Below are 19,485 nucleotides of genomic sequence, written 5' to 3'. Positions count from 1 at the left end.
TGCCCCTCACCCGGCGCTGCGCGCCGACCTCTCCCCGCCAAGAGCGGGGCGAGGTGAAGAACGGAAATCTCCCCATGAAATTCTTCTCCTTCTGGCGATCGCTGGCGAGCTTTCGGGTGCGGATCGCGCTGAACCTGAAAGACGTGCCGGCCGAAGTGGTCTTCGTCGACATCGATGCCGACGCGCAGCGCGCCGACGCCTATCGCAAGCTCAATCCGCAGATGGCGCTGCCGGCGCTGGTGACTGATGACGGCACCGTGCTGGTGCAGTCGCTGGCGATCCTCGACTATCTCGACGAAACTTTTCCCAACCCGCCGTTGCTGCCCTCGGATGCGCTCGGCCGTGCCCGCGTGCGCGCGCTGGCGCTGATGGTCGCCTGCGAGGGCCATCCGCTGGTCACGCCGCGGGTGCGGCGCTATCTCGACCGTGAACTGGATTTGCGCGACAGCCAGCTAAATGCCTGGCGGCGGCACTGGACGATCGAAACGCTGGCCGCGCTCGAAGGCCATCTCGCCGGCCACAAGGCGACTGGCCAGTTCTGCCACGGCGATGCGCCCACCATGGCCGACATCTGCCTGGTCGGCCACGTCTCCTTTGCCATCAACCAGCAGATCAATCTGTCGCCCTGGCCGACCGTGAAGCGCATTCACGAGACCGCAATGGCGCTGCCGGCGTTTGCGAAGGCGAGTCCCACCGCGCAGCCGGATACGCCGGAAGCGATGCGGGCGAAGTAGCCCAAGGCTTGCTCAACATCGTCGTCCTGGCGAAGGCACCGATTCACATATCAAACAGCGACGAGGGTGTAGGTCCGCGGTCTCGCGACATGATTTGCCCGAGTTTTTCCGTTCGTTCCGCCCTCTCTCTTGAGTGAGGGCGCAGGGAAAGCCGGGTGCACGCTGCACCCGAGGTCCCGTGCGCAATGGGATAGAAAGTGGCGCACACGGGCATACAGAGCAGCGGAGGCACGCCGGCCTTCCCTGCGCGATGGTTTTACGGCTTATACGTGCTCGCCCTGGTGAGACTCTGCTTTTGTGCCACCATCATCCGCGATCGGCTTTGGACCTCTCGCGGACTTGCCACCAGCATCGGGGCGGCAAGCCCACACGACTTCGCCGTACGCCTTGCATGCGCACATCTATCGCACGTTCGGCGTCCACCGCATCCCGACCCGCGTTCGTGACATTGCGCAACGCCCCTCAGAGGGCGGGATGCGTCATTATTAGCATATTCAGAACTTCCAGTAAATAGGAATATTTTTGAAGGAGTCACTTGACAGGTTTTTCGCGCTCTCGCTGATTTGCCCGTCGTGTCGAATTTGTCACAGGCCCGTAGCTCAGATGAGCGAAGCGATATCCGGCACCGTCCCATCCGCAGAGGGTCTCCCGGATGTCGCTTCGCTCATCCGGGCTACGATCTAACCGCTCGGCGGCGCCAGCGGCTGCACGATCTCCTTGAACGGCGCCAGCGCTTCGCACTTCGCCGCATGCGCCTGCAGCGCTGGATAGCGATCGTCGAACAATGCGGGATGCGCCTCGCCGGTGAAGCGCAGCACGCAGGCGACCGCGATGTCGGCGTGGCCGATGGCGGTGCCGAACCAGTACGGCGTCTTCACCGCCGCGCGCTCCTGCTCAAGCACGGAGAGCACGCCGCCGATCTGCGCCTCGCATCGCTCGACCCACAGCTTGAGCTGTTCTTTCCGCAGCACGCGCTCATAGACCAGGCTCACCGCCTTGTCGCCAAGCCCGGAGGCGAGCGAGCAGATGCGCAGCTGCTTGCGGCGCTCCGCGCCCGCGCGCGCGATCATCGCCTTCTCCGGCCCGACCAGCTCGTCGAGATAATCCAGGATCGCCGTGCTCTCGATCAGCGCCTCGCCGTCATCTAGCACCAAGGTCGGCACCCGCCGCAGCGGGTTGTAGGGCGCGATGGTCTCGGCATCGCCGAACGTCGACCACGGCTTGTGCTCGAAGGCAATTCCGTACAGCCGCAGCGCGATCGCGGTGCGGCGGACGAAGGGCGAGTCGTATTGGCCGATCAGGAACATGGGTCATCTCATCATCGGTCAGGCCGCAGTGATCCGTTGCCTCGCAAGGGGATTTGCGGGGAGCACGGAGACACTCGGCCATGGGTTGCGCTTTGCACCATCCTAGATAGGCTGCGCCGCATTGCAACAAGATGAGTCATTCCGATGAAGCATTGCCTGCCAGTCATTCTGCTAGCCCTGCTGCCGCTTGCCGCCAGCGCGCAGGCTCAGGACGGCCTCGTCGGCTTCCAGACGCCGTCGAAAAACATCGCCTGCCAGTTCTTCACCGACGACAACCGGCCCGCGCTCCGTTGCGACATCGCCAACATGGACACCCAGCCGCGCCGCCCCGCCGACTGCGACCTCGACTGGGGCCACGCCTTCGAGATGACGGCGAAGGGCAGCGCGGGGCGCATCTGCCACGGCGACACGGTGATGGACTCCCGCCTGCCGCTGCTCGCCTATGGCGAGGTCTGGCAGCGCGGCGGGTTTACGTGTCGCTCAGAGCAGACCGGGCTGACGTGCTTCAACGCCATGCAGCACGGGTTTTCGCTGTCGCGGGCGGAGCAGAAGGTGTTTTGAGTTACCGTGGTACCCTGCTCTAATCCGCGTCCTAAGGAAGTTATGGTTGAATGAGCGGACCCAAGCGCCACCACTGGTGGCCACAGCTACAATCCCGACATTGGACCAATAGCAACGGCACAATCCATGCTGTTCGGTCGGATGGGACTTCTTTTACAAGTAGCCCAGCCAATATTGGCTTGGAAGGCGATCTGTATACTCGCTACGATTTAACTGGCTCGAAGGATCTTACCATCGAGCGCTGGTTTTCCGTCGAGATTGAAGCCCCCTTCGCGAAAACTCTCGATTACGTTTCGACAATTCCAAGTCTATCAAGGAAGCCATTCAAAGGCGATCCAGAGAAGAGAAGGACCACCGAACATGTGGGCTTCATCGTCAGGGATTACACTGAGACTATCGCGTTGCCGCAGGAACATCGATCGTCTCTATCCAGATACATCGCTGCACTCATCGTTAGGAATCCGCGATACCTGAAGCGGATTCAGGATTACCATTCAATGAGTGGCACAAACCTCCTCGGAGGCGACTTGATATCGAATGGCAATCTCGTGAAAACAATTGCCCTAGATAATATGCTTAGGACGTTCGACCTCTATTGTCAGGTAATACTTCGTTCGGAGATCTTCTTCATCAAGCGAGAATCACCAAACGAGTTTCTATTCTCTGACGCCGGAGTGTCGCCAGAAGAGCCTTGGGACGCTGGACCAGTCCCATTCGATGTGTACGCCCCGCTGACGCCCGACCTAGCAGTCGCCGCACTGCCCGCACCTCGTATTTCAAGTACGAATCGTGCAATTCTGGCTCGGGTAAATTCTCGTGGAGTTGCTAGATTTAACCGTATCGCTGTTGGTCAAGCCGAACGATTTGTGTTCTCGCGAACTACTCCGCCAATCGATTTTATCAAAAAGCACTTCGGGCTCCCTCCTCCCAAATCATTTGGCCACAGGTTCGTAGATGGGAGAATGGAGATACAATTCGATCGAGATCGAGATCGGGAGTAACTTATGCGAATCGCCTAACGACCTCTCCGAATGATTTTCGTATCAACATCTTAGCTACCCAGCCAGCCATTTCGCGATGGTCAACGCATCAAAAGAGCTCGACGTTCTCCGCGGCTTCATCGATTTTATCAATCGGCAAGTCGGAGTTTACTGCGACTGTTTATCCGGCTTCAGTGGCAACAAGGCGAGGATTGAACGACAGATTCCGCGGGTTCGACGTCCTACTTCGCGTCGCATAGAAGATGGCCAGCCAGTAATTGTTTGGAGCAGCGTCGAGGATCCTAAATCTCCCGATATTCTGCACCATCGGATCACACGCTCGGAAGACTTTATTGCCGCAAACGCGGAAGCGGGCTTCAATGAACAGCAAATCTGTTGGTCAATAATAGTCTTTCTCTTCACTCGATGGGACGAAGACATCCGACCACAGATTGCTGCGATAAGAGGGGTCACGGCAAATGACGTGAAAGTAGACGCGCTTGGGGACTTGCGCATCTTACGTAATTCGATCGTTCATAACCAAGGGATCATATCGCTGACTGACCATAAGAAACTGAAGCGAATGGCCATCCTTTTTGCTCCAAATGCTCCTATCAGCCCCGATCATGACGAGATGCACAAAATCTTTGTGTTTATCAAGCAAGCTGTAGCAGAGTTGATTCTAGACCATACGGGACACTTACCGGGAGCACCAAAAGCGTCCGATTTAGTTGATGTTGCGATCCAGAATGTTCGACATAAGACGCCCGGAAACCGGTATGGGTTTTGGACCGTTGGCATCAAGTTCTGACTGAGCATTTCAGCGATACGTTGCGGCGGCCTGCCACTCAATCACCGACACATGCTTTGCCGCATCGCGCGGTGCCGTCCCATCTAGCCGTGGATCATCCGCCACCTCCACCTGCCGACGGAACGCGCTGAAGCCGGAGCGCTGGTAGAACGCCACGGCCGAGGGATGGTCGAAGGTGCAGGTGTGCACCCAGACGCGCGTCACCTCGCGCGACCAGGCGATCTCGAGTGCGCGGTTCATCAGATAGCGGGCGGCGCCGGTGCCGATCAGCTTTGCGGTGACGCCGAAATAGCCGAGCTCGCATTGACCGGGCTCGCGGAAGTCGAGTTCGAGCAGGCCTTCGTCGCGGCCGTCGATCACCAGCGCGTAGACCTCGACACCGGGGGAATGGATGATCGCGGCGAGATCGGCGTCGCTCTTGCGGGCGCGGGAGAACCACAGCCACTCCTCGCCGACGCGGCGGTAGAGGTCGCGGTACCAGGCGAGATCGGGGTGGTCGACCTTGCGCAGGCGCCAATCGCCGGGCGGATCGTCGCGGCGCGGCGGGCGGGCGGTCATTTCGAGATGGGTGACGATGGCGGCGATCTTGCCGGCGGGGATATCGTAGTAGCCGTCGGGGAGGATCATGGTGGCCTCTCAATGGAGTAGACTCGCGGTCGAAACGGGACTGCGCCCCCCTCTCCCCGTTCTTCACGGGGGCGCGACGAGCATAGCTCGCGCTGAGAGGGTTGGGGTGAGGGGCTCTCTCCGCGAGTGATGTCTATCGATGGACCTGTACCCCCTCACCCGGATCGCATCTTCGATGCGATCCGACCTCTCCCCGCAAGCGGGGCGAGGTGAAGTGGAGTTCGCGGCGCCTCACCGCCGTGGCGTCAGCGAGATCGCTTCCGCGGTTGCCGCCTCCACCGCTGGCCTGCTGTACAGCAACGGCACATACTGGCCCGTGGCCCACAGCGGCGCGAGGTCGCGGTAGTGGGCGTTGAAGGGATCGCCGGATTGGCCGGGCGTGTTGATGGTGCGGCTGGCGTCCCAGTTGCCGACGTCGAGCACCATGCGGAACGAGGCGCCGGATGTGAGCTGATAGTCCGAGCGGCGATAGGTGGCGGCGCGCGGCACGTTGGCGGCACCGCCATAGGCGAGCGGGCCGACCGACATCTGTGCCGCCGTGGCCTTGTCGGCGAGCGGCATCAGCGCGTGATCGAACTTTGCGACGTGGAGACGGCCCCAGCGCCACGTCGAGCTATCCGCGCCGAGCTTCTCGGCGACGTCGGCTGTGGCTTCGCCGAGGCTGTCGCGCAGCACGCGGTCGCGCGCGTCGGCGCTCAATGCAGCGTCGGGCTTTTCGAGATAGGCTGTTATGGCGGAGATGCTGGAGGCCTCCGGCGCGATCAGGTCCGCCGCCTTCGGCGCCGTGGTCTTCAGCAGCACGCGGCCGAGATGGTTGGAGATCCAGACCTCGTAGACCGCGGCCGCCGCGCTGTCGGCGGTGTCGCGCGCGTCCCAGGCCTTCAGCAGATCGAGGCCTTTCTTCGTGTTGGCATCGTCAGACGACAGCGGCTTGAGCAGTGCGACGAGGCGGCGCGCGATCATCGCCGTGTCGTCGTTCTGCAGGTCCATCGCGTCGGCGAGCGTCACCTTGCTGTTCTTCTCCAGGACCTCGGCGATGCGCTGCCAGCGCGCGCTGTCGGCCCATTCGAAGCCGACCTTGCGCTCGGCGACGGGATAGCCCTCCGGCAGGTTCATGTGGTTGGCGGTGGCGAACCAGCCCTGCTTCGGCTGATAGGCCTTTGGCAGTTCGTCGAGCGTGAGAAAGCCGTTCCACTCGTAGCGGCCGTCGCCGGGCACCGGCATCAGGCCGTCATAGCCGGTGCGGCGCGGCGTCTTGCCGGCGGCGACCCAGCCGATGTTGCCGCGCGTGTCGGCATAGACCTGGTTCTCCGACGGCGCGCCCCAGCGGCGCATCGCGGCGAGGAAGCCGGTCCAGTCCTTTGCGGTCATGTAGTCCGACGAGCCGAAATAGGCCGAGGTGCCCGGCTCGAACCAGATCGAGCGCACGGCAAACGCACGCTTGTTCTCCTCGTCGACATAGATCACCGGACCGTGGCGGGTGAACTTCAGCTCGAGGTCTCTGGCCGCCTCGCCCTTCACCTCCTCCTTTTCCTTGACGATTCGCATGTCCTCCCAGCCGGAGCCGTAGCGATACTGGTTCGGATTGGCGGGGTTGAGCTCGTAGACGTAGAGATCTTCCTGGTCGACGTTGAAGATGGTGAGGCCGAAGGCGATGGTGTCGTTGTGGCCGATCGAGATGCCCGGCAGCGCCGGCTCGCCGGCGCCGATCACGGATAGGCCGGGCGCATTCAGCCCGACGATGTAGCGCAGCGACGGCACACTGTGCTCGCGATGCGGATCGTTGGCGAGGATCGGCCGGCCCGTCGCGGTGCGCGAAGCGGCGATCACCCAATTGTTGGAGCCGATGGTGTCGCGCTGCTGATCGGCCTCGGTGAGGAATTTGTCGGGATCATGCGCCAGCGCGGCCTTCTGGTCCTTCGGCCTGGCGAAGGCGACCGGGCGGGTGGCGAGATCGTAGGCCGCGAGCACGGCCTTGGGCACGCTGCAAGGATCGAGTCCATCAGGGATTTTCGTGGTCCAGGCCGGCTCGAGCTTGACGCGGAATCGATCCGCATCGAGGCCGGCGGCGCAGGCGACCAGCGAGCGCTTCACCTCGGAGGCGACGTTGCGGGTGAGGCCGTGGCTCCGGATGCGCACGACGTCGTCCGCCGACCACAGGTCGGGCATGGTGCCGGCAATGCGGAATTCGATCGGCAGCGGGCGCTTGCCTGCCTTGACATCGCCGACATAGGAATTGACGCCGGCGACGAATGCCTCCGCATAGGTCTTCGCCTTCGGGCCGTAGGCAGCCCATTCCGCGGTCATGTCGCCGCGATAGAGGAACAGCCGCAGCGCCTTGTCCTGCGCGGCATAGGCGGGACCAAAATCCTTCGCCAGCAGACCGAGCCCGCGCTTGCGCCAGAGATCGATCTGCCAGAGCCGATCGCGCGCGGCGTTGAAGCCTTGCAGGAAGAACAGGTCGTGCTCGTTGCCGGCATAGATGTGCGGGATGCCCCAGACATCGACCAGGATCTGCGCCGGTGCCTTCAGCCCGGCGACGTCGGACCTGGTCTGGCGGGCGGCGACGAGGGCGTTGTCCTTGTCGCGCGCGATGGCTGGCGATGCGAGCAGCGCTGCGCAGAGCGTAGCCCCGACCAGTCGGGTCAAGCTGCGAAGTGCGATGATGGGAGAAGATTTGTAGGGTGGGCAAAGGCGCGTCTTCGCGCCGTGCCCACCGTCAAGTGTCGTGCTCGTGATGGTGGGCACGCTTCCGCCTTCGCCGAGGCTTCGGCGGACAAGTCGCTTTGCCCACCCTACAAGTCTACGGTACTTTCGAATGACGCGGTTGAAATCCGTGTTCATCTTGTTCTCCCGGCTTTTGTTATCGTTGAACGCGCGCTTGCTCCGCGCGCGTTATTCTCCTTCGTCGCTCGCCAGCACACCCTTTACCGCCCGCGCCCAGCCCGCAAGCTTGCGCGCGCGCGTCTCCTCGCTCATCGCCGGCTTGAAGCGGTGCTCGAGCCTCCAATTGTCGGCAAATTTGACGGGCTCCGGATAGACGCCGGCTTGCAGGCCAGCGAGATAGGCGGCGCCGAGCGCCGTCGTCTCCTGGATCATCGGACGATCGACCGGCGCGTCGAGCAGATCGGCGAGCCGCTGCATGGTCCAGTCGGATGCGGTCATGCCGCCGTCGACACGAAGCACGGTGTTGGCGGCATTCGCCTCCGGCCAGTCGGTGCGCATCGCTGCCCAGAGATCGAAGGTCTGGTAGCAGACGCTCTCCAGGGTCGCATGCGCGAGCTCGGCCGGGCCGGTGTTGCGCGTCAGGCCGAACAGCGCGCCACGCACGCGCGGATTCCAGTAGGGTGCGCCCATGCCGACAAAGGCCGGCACCAGATAGACGCTCTGCATGGAATCGGATTTGTCGGCGAGCGGACCGGTCTCCGAGGCCTGCTTGATGATGCCGAGGCCGTCGCGCAGCCACTGCACGGCGCTTCCTGCGACGAAGATCGAGCCTTCCAGCGCGTAGGTGCGCCTTCCCCCGAGCTGATAGGCGATGGTGGTGAGCAGCTTGTGCTTCGACTTCACCGGCGTGGCGCCGGTGTTGAGCAGCGCGAAGCAGCCGGTGCCGTAGGTCGACTTCATCATGCCGGGCTCGAAGCAGGCCTGGCCGATGATTGCGGCCTGCTGGTCGCCGGCGATGCCTGATATCGCGATGGGACCGCCAAAGAGATCGGGGATGCTCTCGCCGAATTTGGCGGAGGAGTCCTTCACCTCCGGCAGCATCGAGCGCGGCACGCGAAGCAGCTTGATCAGTTCATCGTCCCACGCGCCGGTGTGGATGTTGAACAGCAGCGTGCGCGAGGCATTGGTGGCGTCGGTCGCGTGCACCTTGCCGCCGGTGAGCCGCCACAGCAGATAGCAATCGACGGTGCCGAACAAGAGCTCGCCACGCTCGGCACGCTCGCGGGCGCCGGGCACGTGGTCGAGGATCCAGGCGACTTTTGTCCCAGAGAAATAGGGATCGATGATCAGGCCTGTCTTGGCCGAGATCGCGGGTTCATGGCCTTCGCTCTTCAATTTGGCGCAGATGTCGGCGGTGCGGCGGTCCTGCCAGACGATGGCGCGGTGCACCGCCTGTCCCGTCGCGCGGTCCCACACCACAGTGGTCTCACGCTGGTTGGTGATGCCGATCGCGGCGATATCCTTCGCCTTCAGCCCGGCCTTCTCCAGCGCATCGCGGCAGACCATGACGGTCGAGGTCCAGATGTCCTCCGGCTCGTGCTCGACCCAGCCCGAGGCCGGGAAATGCTGCGGAAACTCCTGCTGCGCGACCGCCGCGATGGAAATATCGGAGCGGAACACCATGGCGCGCGAGGATGTGGTGCCCTGATCGATGGCCAGCACGAAAGACATGGGATGTTCCTTGGCGTTTCCGGGAGTTTGTGGAGCGCAAAAGGAGCGGATTAGCGGGGCAAGGTCAAGGTAGCTCTCGTGCCCCGGATGCGGCGCAGCGCGCTTGCGGTGCGCTGCTAAGCCGGGGCCCACGCCGCGCGCAAAATTGAGATGGGTCCCGGCTCTGCGGTGTACCGCTACGCGCTGCACCGCGTCCGGGACACAAGATTGGCTTAAGTCGCCGCCGTCGTCACGCCACCGTCGACCACGATCGTCTGCCCGGTCATGAAGGTCGACGCGTCCGACGCCAGATAGGCCACCGCGCCCGCGATCTCCTCGGGCTCGCCGATGCGGCGGAGCGGGGTGGAGGCGGTGCGGCGCTTGAGGTTGTCGGGGTCTTCCCACAGCGCGCGGGCGAAATCGGTCTTCACCAGGCCCGGCGCCACGCAATTGACGCGCACGCCCTTGGGGCCCCACTCGCCGGCAAGGCTGCGGCACAGTGCGAAGTCGGCGGCCTTGGAGATGCCGTAGGCGCCGATCACGGTCGAACCGCGTAATCCCCCGATCGAGGAGATGATCACGACCGAGCCTTTGCCGCGCTCGGCCATTTGCGGGACCGCGAGTGCGCAGAGCCAGATGTTGCTCTTGACGTTCGAGCCCATGATCTTGTCGAACGCCTCGTCCTTGATGTCGAGCAGCGGGCCGTAATACGGATTGACCGCGGCGTTGCAGACCAGGATGTCGATCTTGCCGTAGTGCTTGATCGTACCCGAGATCAGCGCCTCGACCTCCTCGCGGCGCGAGATGTTGCAGGGGATCACGATCGCGTCGCCGCCACTCTTGTTGATGCCGTCGGCGACCTCCTTGCAGGCATCCGCCTTGCGCGAGGAGATCACGACCCTGGCGCCGAGCCTGGCCAGCAATTCAGCGGAGGCCTTGCCGATGCCGCGGCTCGAGCCGGTGACGATGGCGACCTGGCCGGTGAGATCGAACGGGGTGTTTTTCATTGTTGTTGGGCTCCGTTACGTCCACTTACTCAGTGTCGTCGCCCGCCCTGTGCGCACTTGCGCACTGGTGCGGGCGATCCAGTATTCCAGAGGCGGCGCGGCACAAACCGAGAAGCCGCGGCGTACTGGGTCCCCCGCTTTCGCGGGGGATGACAGTGATGATGAGGCTACAGCAGTCCACCGCTCTCGCTGACGCGACGGAGGTGGTAGTCCGTGTCGCCAAAGCTGTTCTCGATCATGGTCAGCCGCTTGAAGTAGTGGCCGATCTTCGCCTCCATGGTCATGCCGATGCCGCCATGGAGCTGGATCGACTGCTGGCCGACGAACTTCAGTGACTTGCCGATCTGCACCTTGGCCGCAGCAACCGACGTGGCGCGTTCCCTGGCGTTGTCGAAATCCGCCGCCATGGTCGCCAGCATCGACATCGAGCGGGCCTGCTCCAGCGCCACGAACATGTCGGAGGCGCGATGCTGCAGGCTCTGGAACGAGCCGATCGCGACGCCGAACTGCTTGCGCGTCTTGATGTACTCGACGGTGGTCTTGAGCGATTCATCCATCGCCCCGACCGCCTCCGCGCAAACAGCGGTGCGGGCTTCGTCCGCGACGCGTTCGATCAGCGCCAGCGCGTCCGCGGGATTGCCGATCGCAGAGTCCGCGCCGACCTCGACATTGGTGAAGGTGATGTCGGCGGCATGCAGGCCGTCCTGGGTCGGATAACCCTTCCTGGTGATGCCTTTCGCATCGGCCGGCACCAGGAATACGCCGATGCCGGTCTTGTCGCGCTGTGCGCCTGACGTGCGCGCGGTCACGATCAGCGTGTCGGCATTCTCGCCATTGAGCACGACGAATTTTTCGCCGTCGATGACCCAGCCGTCGCCCTTCTTCTTCGCTGATGTCACGACATCGTGGAGATCGTAGCGCGAGTTCTTCTCGAGCTGCGCGAAGGCAAACGTCTTGCTGCCGTCGATGATACCAGGCACATGCGCTTCCTTCTGCGCGGCCGAGCCGCCATGGCGCAGGAAGCCGCCGGCGATCACCACCGTCGCCAGATACGGCTCGACCACCAGCGCCTTGCCGAGCGCCTCCATCACGATCATGGTCTCGACCGCGCCGGCGCCGAAGCCGCCATCGGCTTCCGCAAAGGGCAGACCGAGCAGACCCTGCTCGGCGAGCTTGCCCCAGACGGCTTTGCTCCAGCCGCCCTTCTCCTTCATGTACTTCTTGCGCGCCTCGAAGTCGTAGGAATCGGCGAGCAACCCGTCGACGCTTTCCTTGAGAAGCCGCTGCTCCTCGGACAGATCAAAATCCATGTTCGTTCCCTTAAACTGAAAGTCGTTACCGAAACCGGGGCCCCCTCTTCACCTCTCCCCGCCTGCGGGGAGAGGTCGACGCGTGAAACGCGTCGGGTGAGGGGGTACAGGTCCCCAGGCAATCATTGCGCGGAGAGATGCCCCTCACCCCAACCCTCTCCCCGCAAGAGCGGGGAGAGGGGGAGGATCAAAGCCCCAGCACCGCCTTGCTGATGATGTTGCGCTGGATCTCGTTGGAGCCGCCGTAGATCGAAACCTTGCGGTTGTTGAAGTAGCTCGGCGCGATCTGCGCGGACCAGTCCATGCTCTCGTTGGAGCCGGCATCGCCGTGCTCGTCGTAGGGCGCGGCGAACGGGCCGATCACCTCCATCAGCAGCTCGGTGGTGGTCTGCTGGATCTCCGAGCCCTTGATCTTGAGCACCGAGGAGGCCGGGTTGGGCTTGCCCTTGCCGTGCTTGCCCTCGTCGGCGACGACGCGCAGCTGGGTCAATTCCAGCGCCTTCAGCTCGATCTCGCAGGCCGTGAGCTTCTCGCGGAACGCGGGATCCTCGATGATCGCCTTGCCGCCGGCCTCGACCTTGGAGGCGAGATCGCGGATGCGGCGCAGCCGCTCCTTGGAGACGCCGACGCGGGCGATGCCGGTGCGCTCATTGCCGAGCAGGAATTTTGCGTAATCCCAGCCCTTGTTCTCCTCGCCGATCAGGTTCTCGACGGGAACCTCGACGTCGTCGAAGAAGACTTCGTTGACCTCGTGGCCGCCGTCGATGGTCTGGATCGGACGCACGGTAACGCCCTTCGACTTCATCGAGAACACGATGAAGGAGATGCCCATCTGCTTCTTCGCATTGTTGTCGGTGCGGCAGAGGCAAAAGATCATGTCGGCGTGCTGGGCGAGCGTGGTCCAGGTCTTCTGGCCGTTGATGATCCACTTGTCGCCTTTGCGCTCGGCCTTGGTCTTCAGCGAGGCGAGGTCCGACCCCGAGCCCGGCTCCGAGAAGCCCTGGCACCACCAGTCGTCGACATTGGCGATGCGCGGCAGGTATTCCTTCTTCTGCTTCTCATTGCCGAAGGTGTAGATGACCGGACCGACCATGCTGACGCCGAAGGCGAGCGGCTGCGGCGCCGGATAGGACTGCAGCTCCTCGTTGAAGATGTAGTGCTGCACGCTGGTCCAGCCGGTGCCGCCATATTCCTTCGGCCAGTGCGTGACGCCCCAGCCCTTCTTGTTGAGGATGCGCCACCAGGTGACCATCTCGTCCTTCGACAGATGGCGGCCTTCCTGCAGCTTGCGCCGCGTATCCGGCGGCACGTTGGTCTTGAAGAACTCCCGCACTTCCTCGCGAAACGCGATTTCTTCCTTGGTGAAAGCGAGATCCATCGGATCCTCCTTTGAGCAAAACCTAGCTTCTTCCTTCGTCATCCTGGCGAAAGCCAGGATCCATTACCACCGGCCTTCGTCGTATCAGTCGGTGGCTGCCGTCGATGCCCCTGCCGAGACTTGGGGTAATGGGTCCTGGCTTTCGCCAGGACGACGGAATTAGTTCAGCACCTCGAACAGACCCGCCGCGCCCATGCCGCCGCCGACGCACATGGTGACGACCGCGTACTTGGCCTTGCGGCGGCGGCCTTCGATCAGCGCGTGGCCGGTCAGGCGCGCGCCCGACATGCCGTAGGGATGGCCGACCGAGATCGCGCCGCCGTTGACGTTGATCTTCTCGGGATCGATGCCGAGCTTGTCGCGGCAGTAGAGCACCTGCACGGCGAAAGCCTCGTTCAATTCCCAGAGACCGATGTCGTCGACCGAGAGCCCGTGGCGCTTGAGCAGGCGCGGCACCGCGAATACCGGGCCGATGCCCATCTCGTCGGGCTCGCAGCCTGCGGAGACGAAGCCGCGGAAGATGCCGAGCGGGGCGAGGCCACGCTTGGCCGCTTCCTTGTCGCTCATGATCACGGAGGCGCTGGCGCCATCCGAGAGCTGGCTGGCATTGCCGGCGGTGATCGTAAAGCCGTCGCCGCGCACGGCCTTCAGGCCGGCAAGGCCTTCCGCCGTGGTCTCGGGCCGCGGGCCCTCGTCCTGCGACAGCGTGATTTCCTTCATCGTCACGGCACCGGTGGCCTTGTCGGTCACCGCCATCATGGTCTTGATCGGCGCGAGCTCGTCCTTGAACTTGCCGCCCTGCTGGGCGGCTGCGGTGCGGCGCTGGCTCTCCAGCGAATATTCATCCTGCTTCTCGCGTGAGATGCCATAGCGCTTCGCCACGACTTCCGCCGTGTCGATCATGGGCATGTAGACCTCGCCCTTGATCTTCAAGAGCGCGGGGTCCTGGGCGTGAAAGCCGTTCATCTTGTCGTTCTGCACGAGGCTGATCGACTCGCCGCCGCCACCGACCGCGATCTCGACGCCGTCGAAAATCACCGAGCGCGCGGCGAGTGCGATGGCCTGCAGGCCGGACGCGCACTGGCGATCGATGGTGGTGCCGGCGACGGTCACCGGGAGACCGGCACGAAGCAGCGCCTTGCGCGCGATGTTGCCGCCGGTCGCGCCCTGCTGCAGGGCGGCGCCCATCACCACGTCCTCGATCTCCTTCGGATCGACCTTTGCGCGCGCGACGGCCTCGCCGATGGCGTGACCGAGCAAGGTCGCGCCCTCGGTGGCATTGAGCGCGCCGCGATAGGCCTTGCCGATCGGCGTGCGGGCGGTGGAGACGATAACGGCGTCGGTCATGAACGGGATCCTGATGCAGCTTGGGGTTTGGGTTGGGATGAGGGTTGTTGCTGGCGCAGCTCATGGCGCGACAGCTTTCCAACGGGCGTGCGCGGCAGCTCGGCGACGAATTCGACCGCGGCGGGCAATTCATGCTTGCCGAGCTTGCCGGTGAGGAAGGCGCGGAGATCGTCGACGGAGAATTCCTTCTCGCCGTCGCGCAGCTTGATGAAGGCCTTCGCGGCCTCGCCGCGATAATCGTCTGATATGCCGATCACGATCACCTCGTGAACGGCGGGGTGCGTGTAGATCGCCTGCTCGATCATCTGCGGATAGACGTTGAAGCCGCCGGAGATGATCATGTCCTTCTTGCGGTCGACCAGGAAGAAATAGCCGTCGGCATCCATGTAGCCGATATCGCCGGTCAGGAAGCGATCGCCGACAAAGGCGTCCGCGGTTTCCTTCGGCCTGTTCCAGTAGCCTTTTGTCACGTTCGGACCGCGGATGCGGATCTCGCCGACCTCGCCCACCGGCATCACCCTGGTCGAGTCTTCCAGCGACACCACGTCCATCTCGATGCCCGGCAGCATCAGGCCGATCGAGCCAGGCTTGTCCGGGCCTTCCTTGGGATGGCCGGTGCCGGGCGAGCAGGTCTCCGTCATACCCCAGCCGCTCTTCAGCTTCATGCCGACGCGGCGCTCGAAGATCTTTGCCACCTCCACCGGCAGCGGCGCGCCGCCGGAGCCGGCCGTGACCAGCGACGACAGATCGCGCTTGTCGAGATCGGGCAGCGAGGCGATCGCGATCCACATCGTCGGCACGCCCGGGAAGACGGTCGCACGTTTGACCTCGATGTCGCGCATCACGCTTTCGACGTCGAAGCGCTGATGCAGCGAGATCAGATGGCCGCGGCGGATCGCCGACAGCAGCACCACCGTCAGCGCGTAGATATGAAACAGCGGCAGCACGCAGATCACGCGCTCGATCGCATTGCGCTCGCGTCGCGCCGGCGCGCCCCAGACGTCATAGACCGAGACCGCCGAGGTGAGATTGCCGTGGCTCAGCATCGCGCCCTTCGGCAGGCCGGTGGTGCCGCCGGTATATTGCAGCAGCGCGACGTCCTCGACGTCGATCGCCGGCCATTGCGCCGGCTTGGTCGCGCCATCGGCGAACTGCTTGTGGGTGATGATCCTGGGATCGTCGGGCAGCGCTGTTTGCGGCGTGCCGACCTTGCCCCACCGGTCGTCCTCGCAGACAATCAGGCGGTCGAGCAGCCCCTTGTTGAGGAATTTCAGCGCGGTCGGCAGCAGCGCGGAGAGATTGCTGGTGACCAGCACGCGCGCGCCGGAGTCGGAAAGCTTGTGCGACAGCGCGATCTCGCCGTCGAGCGGCGACAGATGCACGACACGGGCGCCCGCTTTCAACGCACCGAAGAAATTGACGGGATGGTCCGGCGTGTTGCCGAGGAACAGCGCGACCGAATTGTTCTTGCCGTAGCCAGCGCGCAGAAATGCGGCGGCCGCGGTTTCTGCCAGGGCTTCCAGCTCGCTGTAGCTGATCGGACGATCGCGGAATTCGAGCACCGGGCGCGCACCGAATTCGGCGGCCGCGGTGAAGAGTAGGTCCGGCAGCGTGCCGCGCGTGATCGGATCGCTCCAGCGCACGCCGTTCGGATAATATTGTTCGCCGGGATAGGTCATGAAGAGTTCGACTACCGTTACGTGAGGTGAGCACCGGCGCGCGGGCTCCCCTCCCCCTTGTGGGGAGGGGTTGGGGGAAGGGGGTCCACTCGGGCAGTCCCGATGCCGCCACCCCTCTCCCTAACCCTCCCCCACAAGGGGGGAGGGAACCCTGTCACCGTCTTTGTGTCGCTAAGGACGATCACGAAAGCAGATCACGCCGCCTTCGACGCCGCCGCGAGCGAGGCGAACGTCTTGCCTTCGTCCGCGAGCTTCTTCAGCAGCGGGGCCGGCTCCAGCGAGGGATCGTTGGTCTCCTTGGCGTAGAAGGCCAGGCGATCGGCGATGTGCTTGAGGCCGACGGTGTCGGCCCAGAACATCGGGCCGCCGCGATAGATCGGCCAGCCGTAGCCATAGAGCCAGACCACGTCGATGTCGCTCGGACGCGCCGCGATGCCTTCGGCGAGGATCTTCGCGCCCTCGTTGATCATCGGGTACATCATGCGCTCGAGGATCTCCTCGTCGCTGACGACGCGCTTCTTGAGGCCGAGGCGCGCCAAGGTCTCGTCGATCAGCGTCTCGACCTCGGGATCGGGCAGCGCCGAGCGGGAGCCCTGCTCATACTTGTAGTAGCCCTTCCCGGTCTTCTGGCCGAAGCGGCCGGCTTCGCAGAGCGCGTCCGCGATCTCCGACTTGATGCCGCGGTCCTTGCGCGAGCGCCAGCCGATGTCGAGGCCGGCGAGATCGCCCATCGCGAACGGCCCCATGGGCATGCCGAACTTCGTCACCACGGCGTCGACCTGCTGCGGCAACGCGCCTTCGAACAAGAGCTTTTCCGACTGTTTGCCGCGCTGGGCCAGCATGCGGTTGCCCACAAAACCGTCGCAGACGCCGACCACGGCGGGGACCTTGGCGATCTTGCGCGCGATCGAGACGGCGGTGACCAGCGCATCTGGCGCGGTCTTGTCGGCGCGGACGATCTCGCACAGCTTCATCACATTGGCCGGCGAGAAGAAGTGCATGCCGAGCACGTCCTGCGGACGCTTGGTCGCCTTCGCGATCTCGTCGATGTTGAGATACGAGGTGTTCGAAGCGAGCACCGCGCCGGGCTTGGCGTACTGATCGAGCTTGCCGAACACGTCCTTCTTGACCGCCATGGTCTCGAACACGGCCTCGATCACCAGGTCGGCGTCACCGATGTTCTCGATGCCAACGACGCCGTTGATCAGCGCCATGCGCTTGGCGGGCGCGTCCGCCGGGATGCCGCCGCGCGCTGCGGTCGCTTCCCAGTTCTTCTGCATGATGCCCATGCCGCGCTTGAGCTGCTCCTCGGCGGTCTCGATCAGCGTGACGGGAATCCCGGCATTGGCAAACGACATCGCGATGCCGCCGCCCATGGTGCCGGCGCCAAGGATCGCGACGCGCGCGACCGGGCGCGACTTGGTGCCCTCTGGCACGCCCTCGATCTTGTTGGCCTCGCGCTCGGCGAAGAAGGCGTAGCGCTGCGCCTTGGACTGGTCGCTCGTCAGCAATTTGAGGAAGCCTTCGCGCTCCTTCTTGAGACCCTCGTCGAATGGCAGGTCGATCGCGGCCCCGACGGCATCCGCAGCCGCGAACGGCGCTTCCAGCCCGCGCGCCTTCTTGGTCAGCGCGGCGACGGCATTGGTGAAGATCGAGCGATCGGCCTTGGCAGCCGCGATCTTGCTGTCGTCATCGCGCAGCCGGCGCAGCGGGCGCTTCTCGGCCACGAGCTTGCGACAGAACGCCACGCCGCCGGCGGCCGGTCCCTCAACGATCTCTTCGATCAGGCCGGCCTTCAGCGCAGCTTCCGCGCCGATCGGATCGCCGCCGACGATCATCTTGACGGCAAGCTCAGGGCCGACCGCGCGCGGCAGCCGCTGGGTGCCGCCGGCGCCCGGCAGCAGGCCGAGCTTCACCTCGGGCAGACCGAGCTTGGCATCCTTGGTCGCAACACGATAGTGGCATGCCAGCGCGACCTCGAGACCGCCGCCGAGTGCGGTGCCGTGAATCGCGGCAACGATCGGCTTCGGCGAGTCATCCATCAAGACAAGCACTTCGGCGAGGCCGGGCGGCTTCGGCGGCTTGCCGAATTCGGTGATGTCGGCACCGGCGATAAACGTGCGGCCGGCGCAGGTCAGCACGATGCCCTGAACCTGTGCATCGGCGATCGCGCTCTTCATGCATTCGAGAATACCGCCGCGCACCGCGGCGCTCAGCGCATTCACTGGAGGGCTGTTAACCGTGATGACAGCAATATTGTCCTGACGTTCGAGTGTGACGACTTCGCTCACGGGACTCTCCCTGATGCTTGTTCTTGAACTTGCGTTGAGGTGCTGCGCGACTTGCGTCGAGAAGCTGCGATTAGACCAATTTCGCAGAGCGAAATTTAATTCCACATCTTGACACGGAGGGTTATTTTGAAGCACGTGCCTTGTCAACGAGCATGACGAAGGCAGGGAATGAAGCGACCAGGGAAGAAAGCAGCGACCGATCGCAATTTCGTCGTCGCGCTGTCCCGCGGGCTCGATGTCCTGCGCGCATTCCAACCCAATGACGGCCTGCTTGGCAATCAGGAGATCGCGGCGCGGACCAAATTACCGAAGCCGACCATTTCCCGCCTGACATATACGCTGACCAAGCTGGGATACCTGACACCCGTTCCCCGTTTCGAGAAGTATCAGCTGGCGCCGTCGGCGATGGCGCTGGGCTACGCCGCACTCGCCAATCTCGGCGTTCGGCATTTGTCCGAGCCCTATCGTGAAGAAGTGATGCGCGAGACCGGCGGCGCGGTCGCGATCGGCGGGCGCGACCGTCACAACATGATCTACTTCGGCCAGAGCCGGAACGGATTGACGCTCGGTGTGCAACTCGATGTCGGCTCACGGATTCCGATCGCAACCACCGCGATGGGCCGTGCCTATATCTGGGCACTGCCGCCCGACGAGCGTGCCGCTTTATTGCGCGATCTGCGCGATCACTACGGCAGCCGCTGGGCCAAGATGCGCGACGGCATCGAGCGCTCCGGCGAGACGGTGGCGAAGTATGGCTTCACGATGTCGACCGGCGACTGGCAGGACGACGTCGCCGCCGCCGGCGTCGCGCTGAAGCTGAACGATGGAACTGGACCATATGCCTTCAATTGTGGCGCACCGGCATTCCGCTTCACGGAAGACCGTTTGCGCAACGACATTGGACCTCGCCTTGTCGCGATGGTAAGGAACATCGAACAGGCGCTCGGTGGAACGGCGCCGCAATTCAAAAAACAAGAAAGCAAAAAGCCTAGAGGAGGAGGGAAAGTTGCACGTTTGGCCGAGGGGATCTGAGCGCGTCCATCATGACCTGCGACTTGCTTCGCAAGGTCGCTCCC

At 63.7% G+C, this 19,485-nt stretch carries 15 protein-coding genes; 5 read left to right on the top strand and 10 right to left on the bottom strand.

Going from position 1 to position 19,485, the window contains the following annotated elements; genetic code table 11:
• Window positions 1-74: 74 nt before the first annotated feature.
• The gene (maiA, locus tag JQ604_RS28590) at window positions 75-734 is read left to right on the top strand and encodes a maleylacetoacetate isomerase (protein ID WP_212364023.1); all 660 of its coding nucleotides are present in this window, start codon (window positions 75-77) and stop codon (window positions 732-734) included.
• 680 nt (window positions 735-1,414) lie between these two features.
• Here the strand turns inward: maiA and JQ604_RS28585 are convergent.
• The gene (locus JQ604_RS28585) at window positions 1,415-2,041 is read right to left on the bottom strand and encodes a glutathione S-transferase family protein (RefSeq protein ID WP_212364022.1); all 627 of its coding nucleotides are present in this window, start codon (window positions 2,039-2,041) and stop codon (window positions 1,415-1,417) included.
• Window positions 2,042-2,185: 144 nt separating this feature from the next.
• On the opposite strand from JQ604_RS28585, the gene JQ604_RS28580 reads away from it, so the two are divergent.
• From JQ604_RS28580 to JQ604_RS28570, 3 genes are all read left to right on the top strand, one after another.
• Entirely contained in the window at window positions 2,186-2,602 is a 417-nt protein-coding gene (locus JQ604_RS28580) for a DUF6636 domain-containing protein (protein ID WP_212364021.1), read from the top strand.
• A 50-nt stretch (window positions 2,603-2,652) separates the two neighbouring features.
• A complete protein-coding gene (locus JQ604_RS28575) occupies window positions 2,653-3,603 on the top strand; it encodes a DUF4238 domain-containing protein (RefSeq protein ID WP_212364020.1) in 951 nt (316 codons plus the stop codon).
• Window positions 3,604-3,679: 76 nt separating this feature from the next.
• On the top strand, window positions 3,680-4,393 hold the full coding sequence (locus JQ604_RS28570) for a hypothetical protein (RefSeq protein WP_212364019.1): 714 nt from the start codon (window positions 3,680-3,682) through the stop codon (window positions 4,391-4,393).
• Between the two features lie 9 nt (window positions 4,394-4,402).
• On the opposite strand, the gene JQ604_RS28565 is transcribed toward JQ604_RS28570, so the two are convergent.
• The 9 genes from JQ604_RS28565 to JQ604_RS28525 form a co-directional block, all read right to left on the bottom strand.
• Window positions 4,403-5,020 (bottom strand): GNAT family N-acetyltransferase, encoded by a 618-nt coding sequence (locus JQ604_RS28565; RefSeq protein ID WP_212364018.1) that lies wholly within the window; start codon window positions 5,018-5,020, stop codon window positions 4,403-4,405.
• Window positions 5,021-5,251: 231 nt separating this feature from the next.
• Complete coding sequence (locus JQ604_RS28560; protein ID WP_249158768.1) at window positions 5,252-7,669, bottom strand: penicillin acylase family protein; 2,418 nt, start codon at window positions 7,667-7,669, stop codon at window positions 5,252-5,254.
• Window positions 7,670-7,915: 246 nt separating this feature from the next.
• Entirely contained in the window at window positions 7,916-9,418 is a 1,503-nt protein-coding gene (glpK, locus tag JQ604_RS28555) for a glycerol kinase GlpK (RefSeq protein WP_212364017.1), read from the bottom strand.
• A 212-nt stretch (window positions 9,419-9,630) separates the two neighbouring features.
• Complete coding sequence (locus JQ604_RS28550; protein ID WP_212364016.1) at window positions 9,631-10,404, bottom strand: SDR family NAD(P)-dependent oxidoreductase; 774 nt, start codon at window positions 10,402-10,404, stop codon at window positions 9,631-9,633.
• A 167-nt stretch (window positions 10,405-10,571) separates the two neighbouring features.
• On the bottom strand, window positions 10,572-11,714 hold the full coding sequence (pimD, locus tag JQ604_RS28545; RefSeq protein WP_212364015.1) for a pimeloyl-CoA dehydrogenase small subunit: 1,143 nt from the start codon (window positions 11,712-11,714) through the stop codon (window positions 10,572-10,574).
• Window positions 11,715-11,901: 187 nt separating this feature from the next.
• The gene (gene pimC / locus JQ604_RS28540; protein WP_212364014.1) at window positions 11,902-13,092 is read right to left on the bottom strand and encodes a pimeloyl-CoA dehydrogenase large subunit; all 1,191 of its coding nucleotides are present in this window, start codon (window positions 13,090-13,092) and stop codon (window positions 11,902-11,904) included.
• A gap of 159 nt (window positions 13,093-13,251) precedes the next feature.
• Window positions 13,252-14,439, bottom strand: coding sequence for an acetyl-CoA C-acyltransferase (locus tag JQ604_RS28535; RefSeq protein WP_212364013.1), 1,188 nt, complete (start codon window positions 14,437-14,439; stop codon window positions 13,252-13,254).
• Window positions 14,436-16,118 carry a dicarboxylate--CoA ligase PimA gene (gene pimA, locus JQ604_RS28530; RefSeq protein ID WP_212364012.1) on the bottom strand — a complete coding sequence of 561 codons (1,683 nt, stop codon included), beginning with the start codon at window positions 16,116-16,118 and terminating at the stop codon, window positions 14,436-14,438. Before pimA ends, JQ604_RS28535 begins: the two co-directional genes overlap by 4 nt.
• Window positions 16,119-16,312: 194 nt before the next feature.
• The gene (locus tag JQ604_RS28525; RefSeq protein WP_212364011.1) at window positions 16,313-18,409 is read right to left on the bottom strand and encodes a 3-hydroxyacyl-CoA dehydrogenase NAD-binding domain-containing protein; all 2,097 of its coding nucleotides are present in this window, start codon (window positions 18,407-18,409) and stop codon (window positions 16,313-16,315) included.
• 168 nt (window positions 18,410-18,577) lie between these two features.
• Here JQ604_RS28525 and JQ604_RS28520 point away from each other — a divergent pair, with 168 nt between their 5' ends.
• Window positions 18,578-19,441: an IclR family transcriptional regulator gene (locus tag JQ604_RS28520; protein ID WP_212364010.1), complete on the top strand. Its 864-nt coding sequence runs from the start codon at window positions 18,578-18,580 to the stop codon at window positions 19,439-19,441.
• The last annotated feature ends 44 nt before the right edge of the window (window positions 19,442-19,485 follow it).

Origin of the sequence: Bradyrhizobium jicamae, assembly GCF_018130695.1 — a bacterium.
In the GTDB taxonomy this organism is placed as follows: domain Bacteria; phylum Pseudomonadota; class Alphaproteobacteria; order Rhizobiales; family Xanthobacteraceae; genus Bradyrhizobium; species Bradyrhizobium jicamae_B.
This window is presented reverse-complemented; position numbering and strand designations above follow the sequence as displayed.

Excerpts from the sequence above, each read along its gene's own strand:
- maiA (WP_212364023.1), top strand. The coding sequence starts at position 75 with ATGAAATTCTTCTCCTTCTGGCGATCGCTGGCGAGCTTTCGGGTGCGG.
- glpK (WP_212364017.1), bottom strand. The coding sequence starts at position 9,418 with ATGTCTTTCGTGCTGGCCATCGATCAGGGCACCACATCCTCGCGCGCC.
- pimD (WP_212364015.1), bottom strand. The coding sequence starts at position 11,714 with ATGGATTTTGATCTGTCCGAGGAGCAGCGGCTTCTCAAGGAAAGCGTC.
- JQ604_RS28565 (WP_212364018.1), bottom strand. The coding sequence starts at position 5,020 with ATGATCCTCCCCGACGGCTACTACGATATCCCCGCCGGCAAGATCGCC.
- JQ604_RS28575 (WP_212364020.1), top strand. The coding sequence starts at position 2,653 with ATGAGCGGACCCAAGCGCCACCACTGGTGGCCACAGCTACAATCCCGA.
- JQ604_RS28520 (WP_212364010.1), top strand. The coding sequence starts at position 18,578 with ATGAAGCGACCAGGGAAGAAAGCAGCGACCGATCGCAATTTCGTCGTC.
- pimA (WP_212364012.1), bottom strand. The coding sequence starts at position 16,118 with ATGACCTATCCCGGCGAACAATATTATCCGAACGGCGTGCGCTGGAGC.
- JQ604_RS28570 (WP_212364019.1), top strand. The coding sequence starts at position 3,680 with ATGGTCAACGCATCAAAAGAGCTCGACGTTCTCCGCGGCTTCATCGAT.
- JQ604_RS28585 (WP_212364022.1), bottom strand. The coding sequence starts at position 2,041 with ATGTTCCTGATCGGCCAATACGACTCGCCCTTCGTCCGCCGCACCGCG.
- JQ604_RS28535 (WP_212364013.1), bottom strand. The coding sequence starts at position 14,439 with ATGACCGACGCCGTTATCGTCTCCACCGCCCGCACGCCGATCGGCAAG.
- JQ604_RS28550 (WP_212364016.1), bottom strand. The coding sequence starts at position 10,404 with ATGAAAAACACCCCGTTCGATCTCACCGGCCAGGTCGCCATCGTCACC.
- JQ604_RS28580 (WP_212364021.1), top strand. The coding sequence starts at position 2,186 with ATGAAGCATTGCCTGCCAGTCATTCTGCTAGCCCTGCTGCCGCTTGCC.
- pimC (WP_212364014.1), bottom strand. The coding sequence starts at position 13,092 with ATGGATCTCGCTTTCACCAAGGAAGAAATCGCGTTTCGCGAGGAAGTG.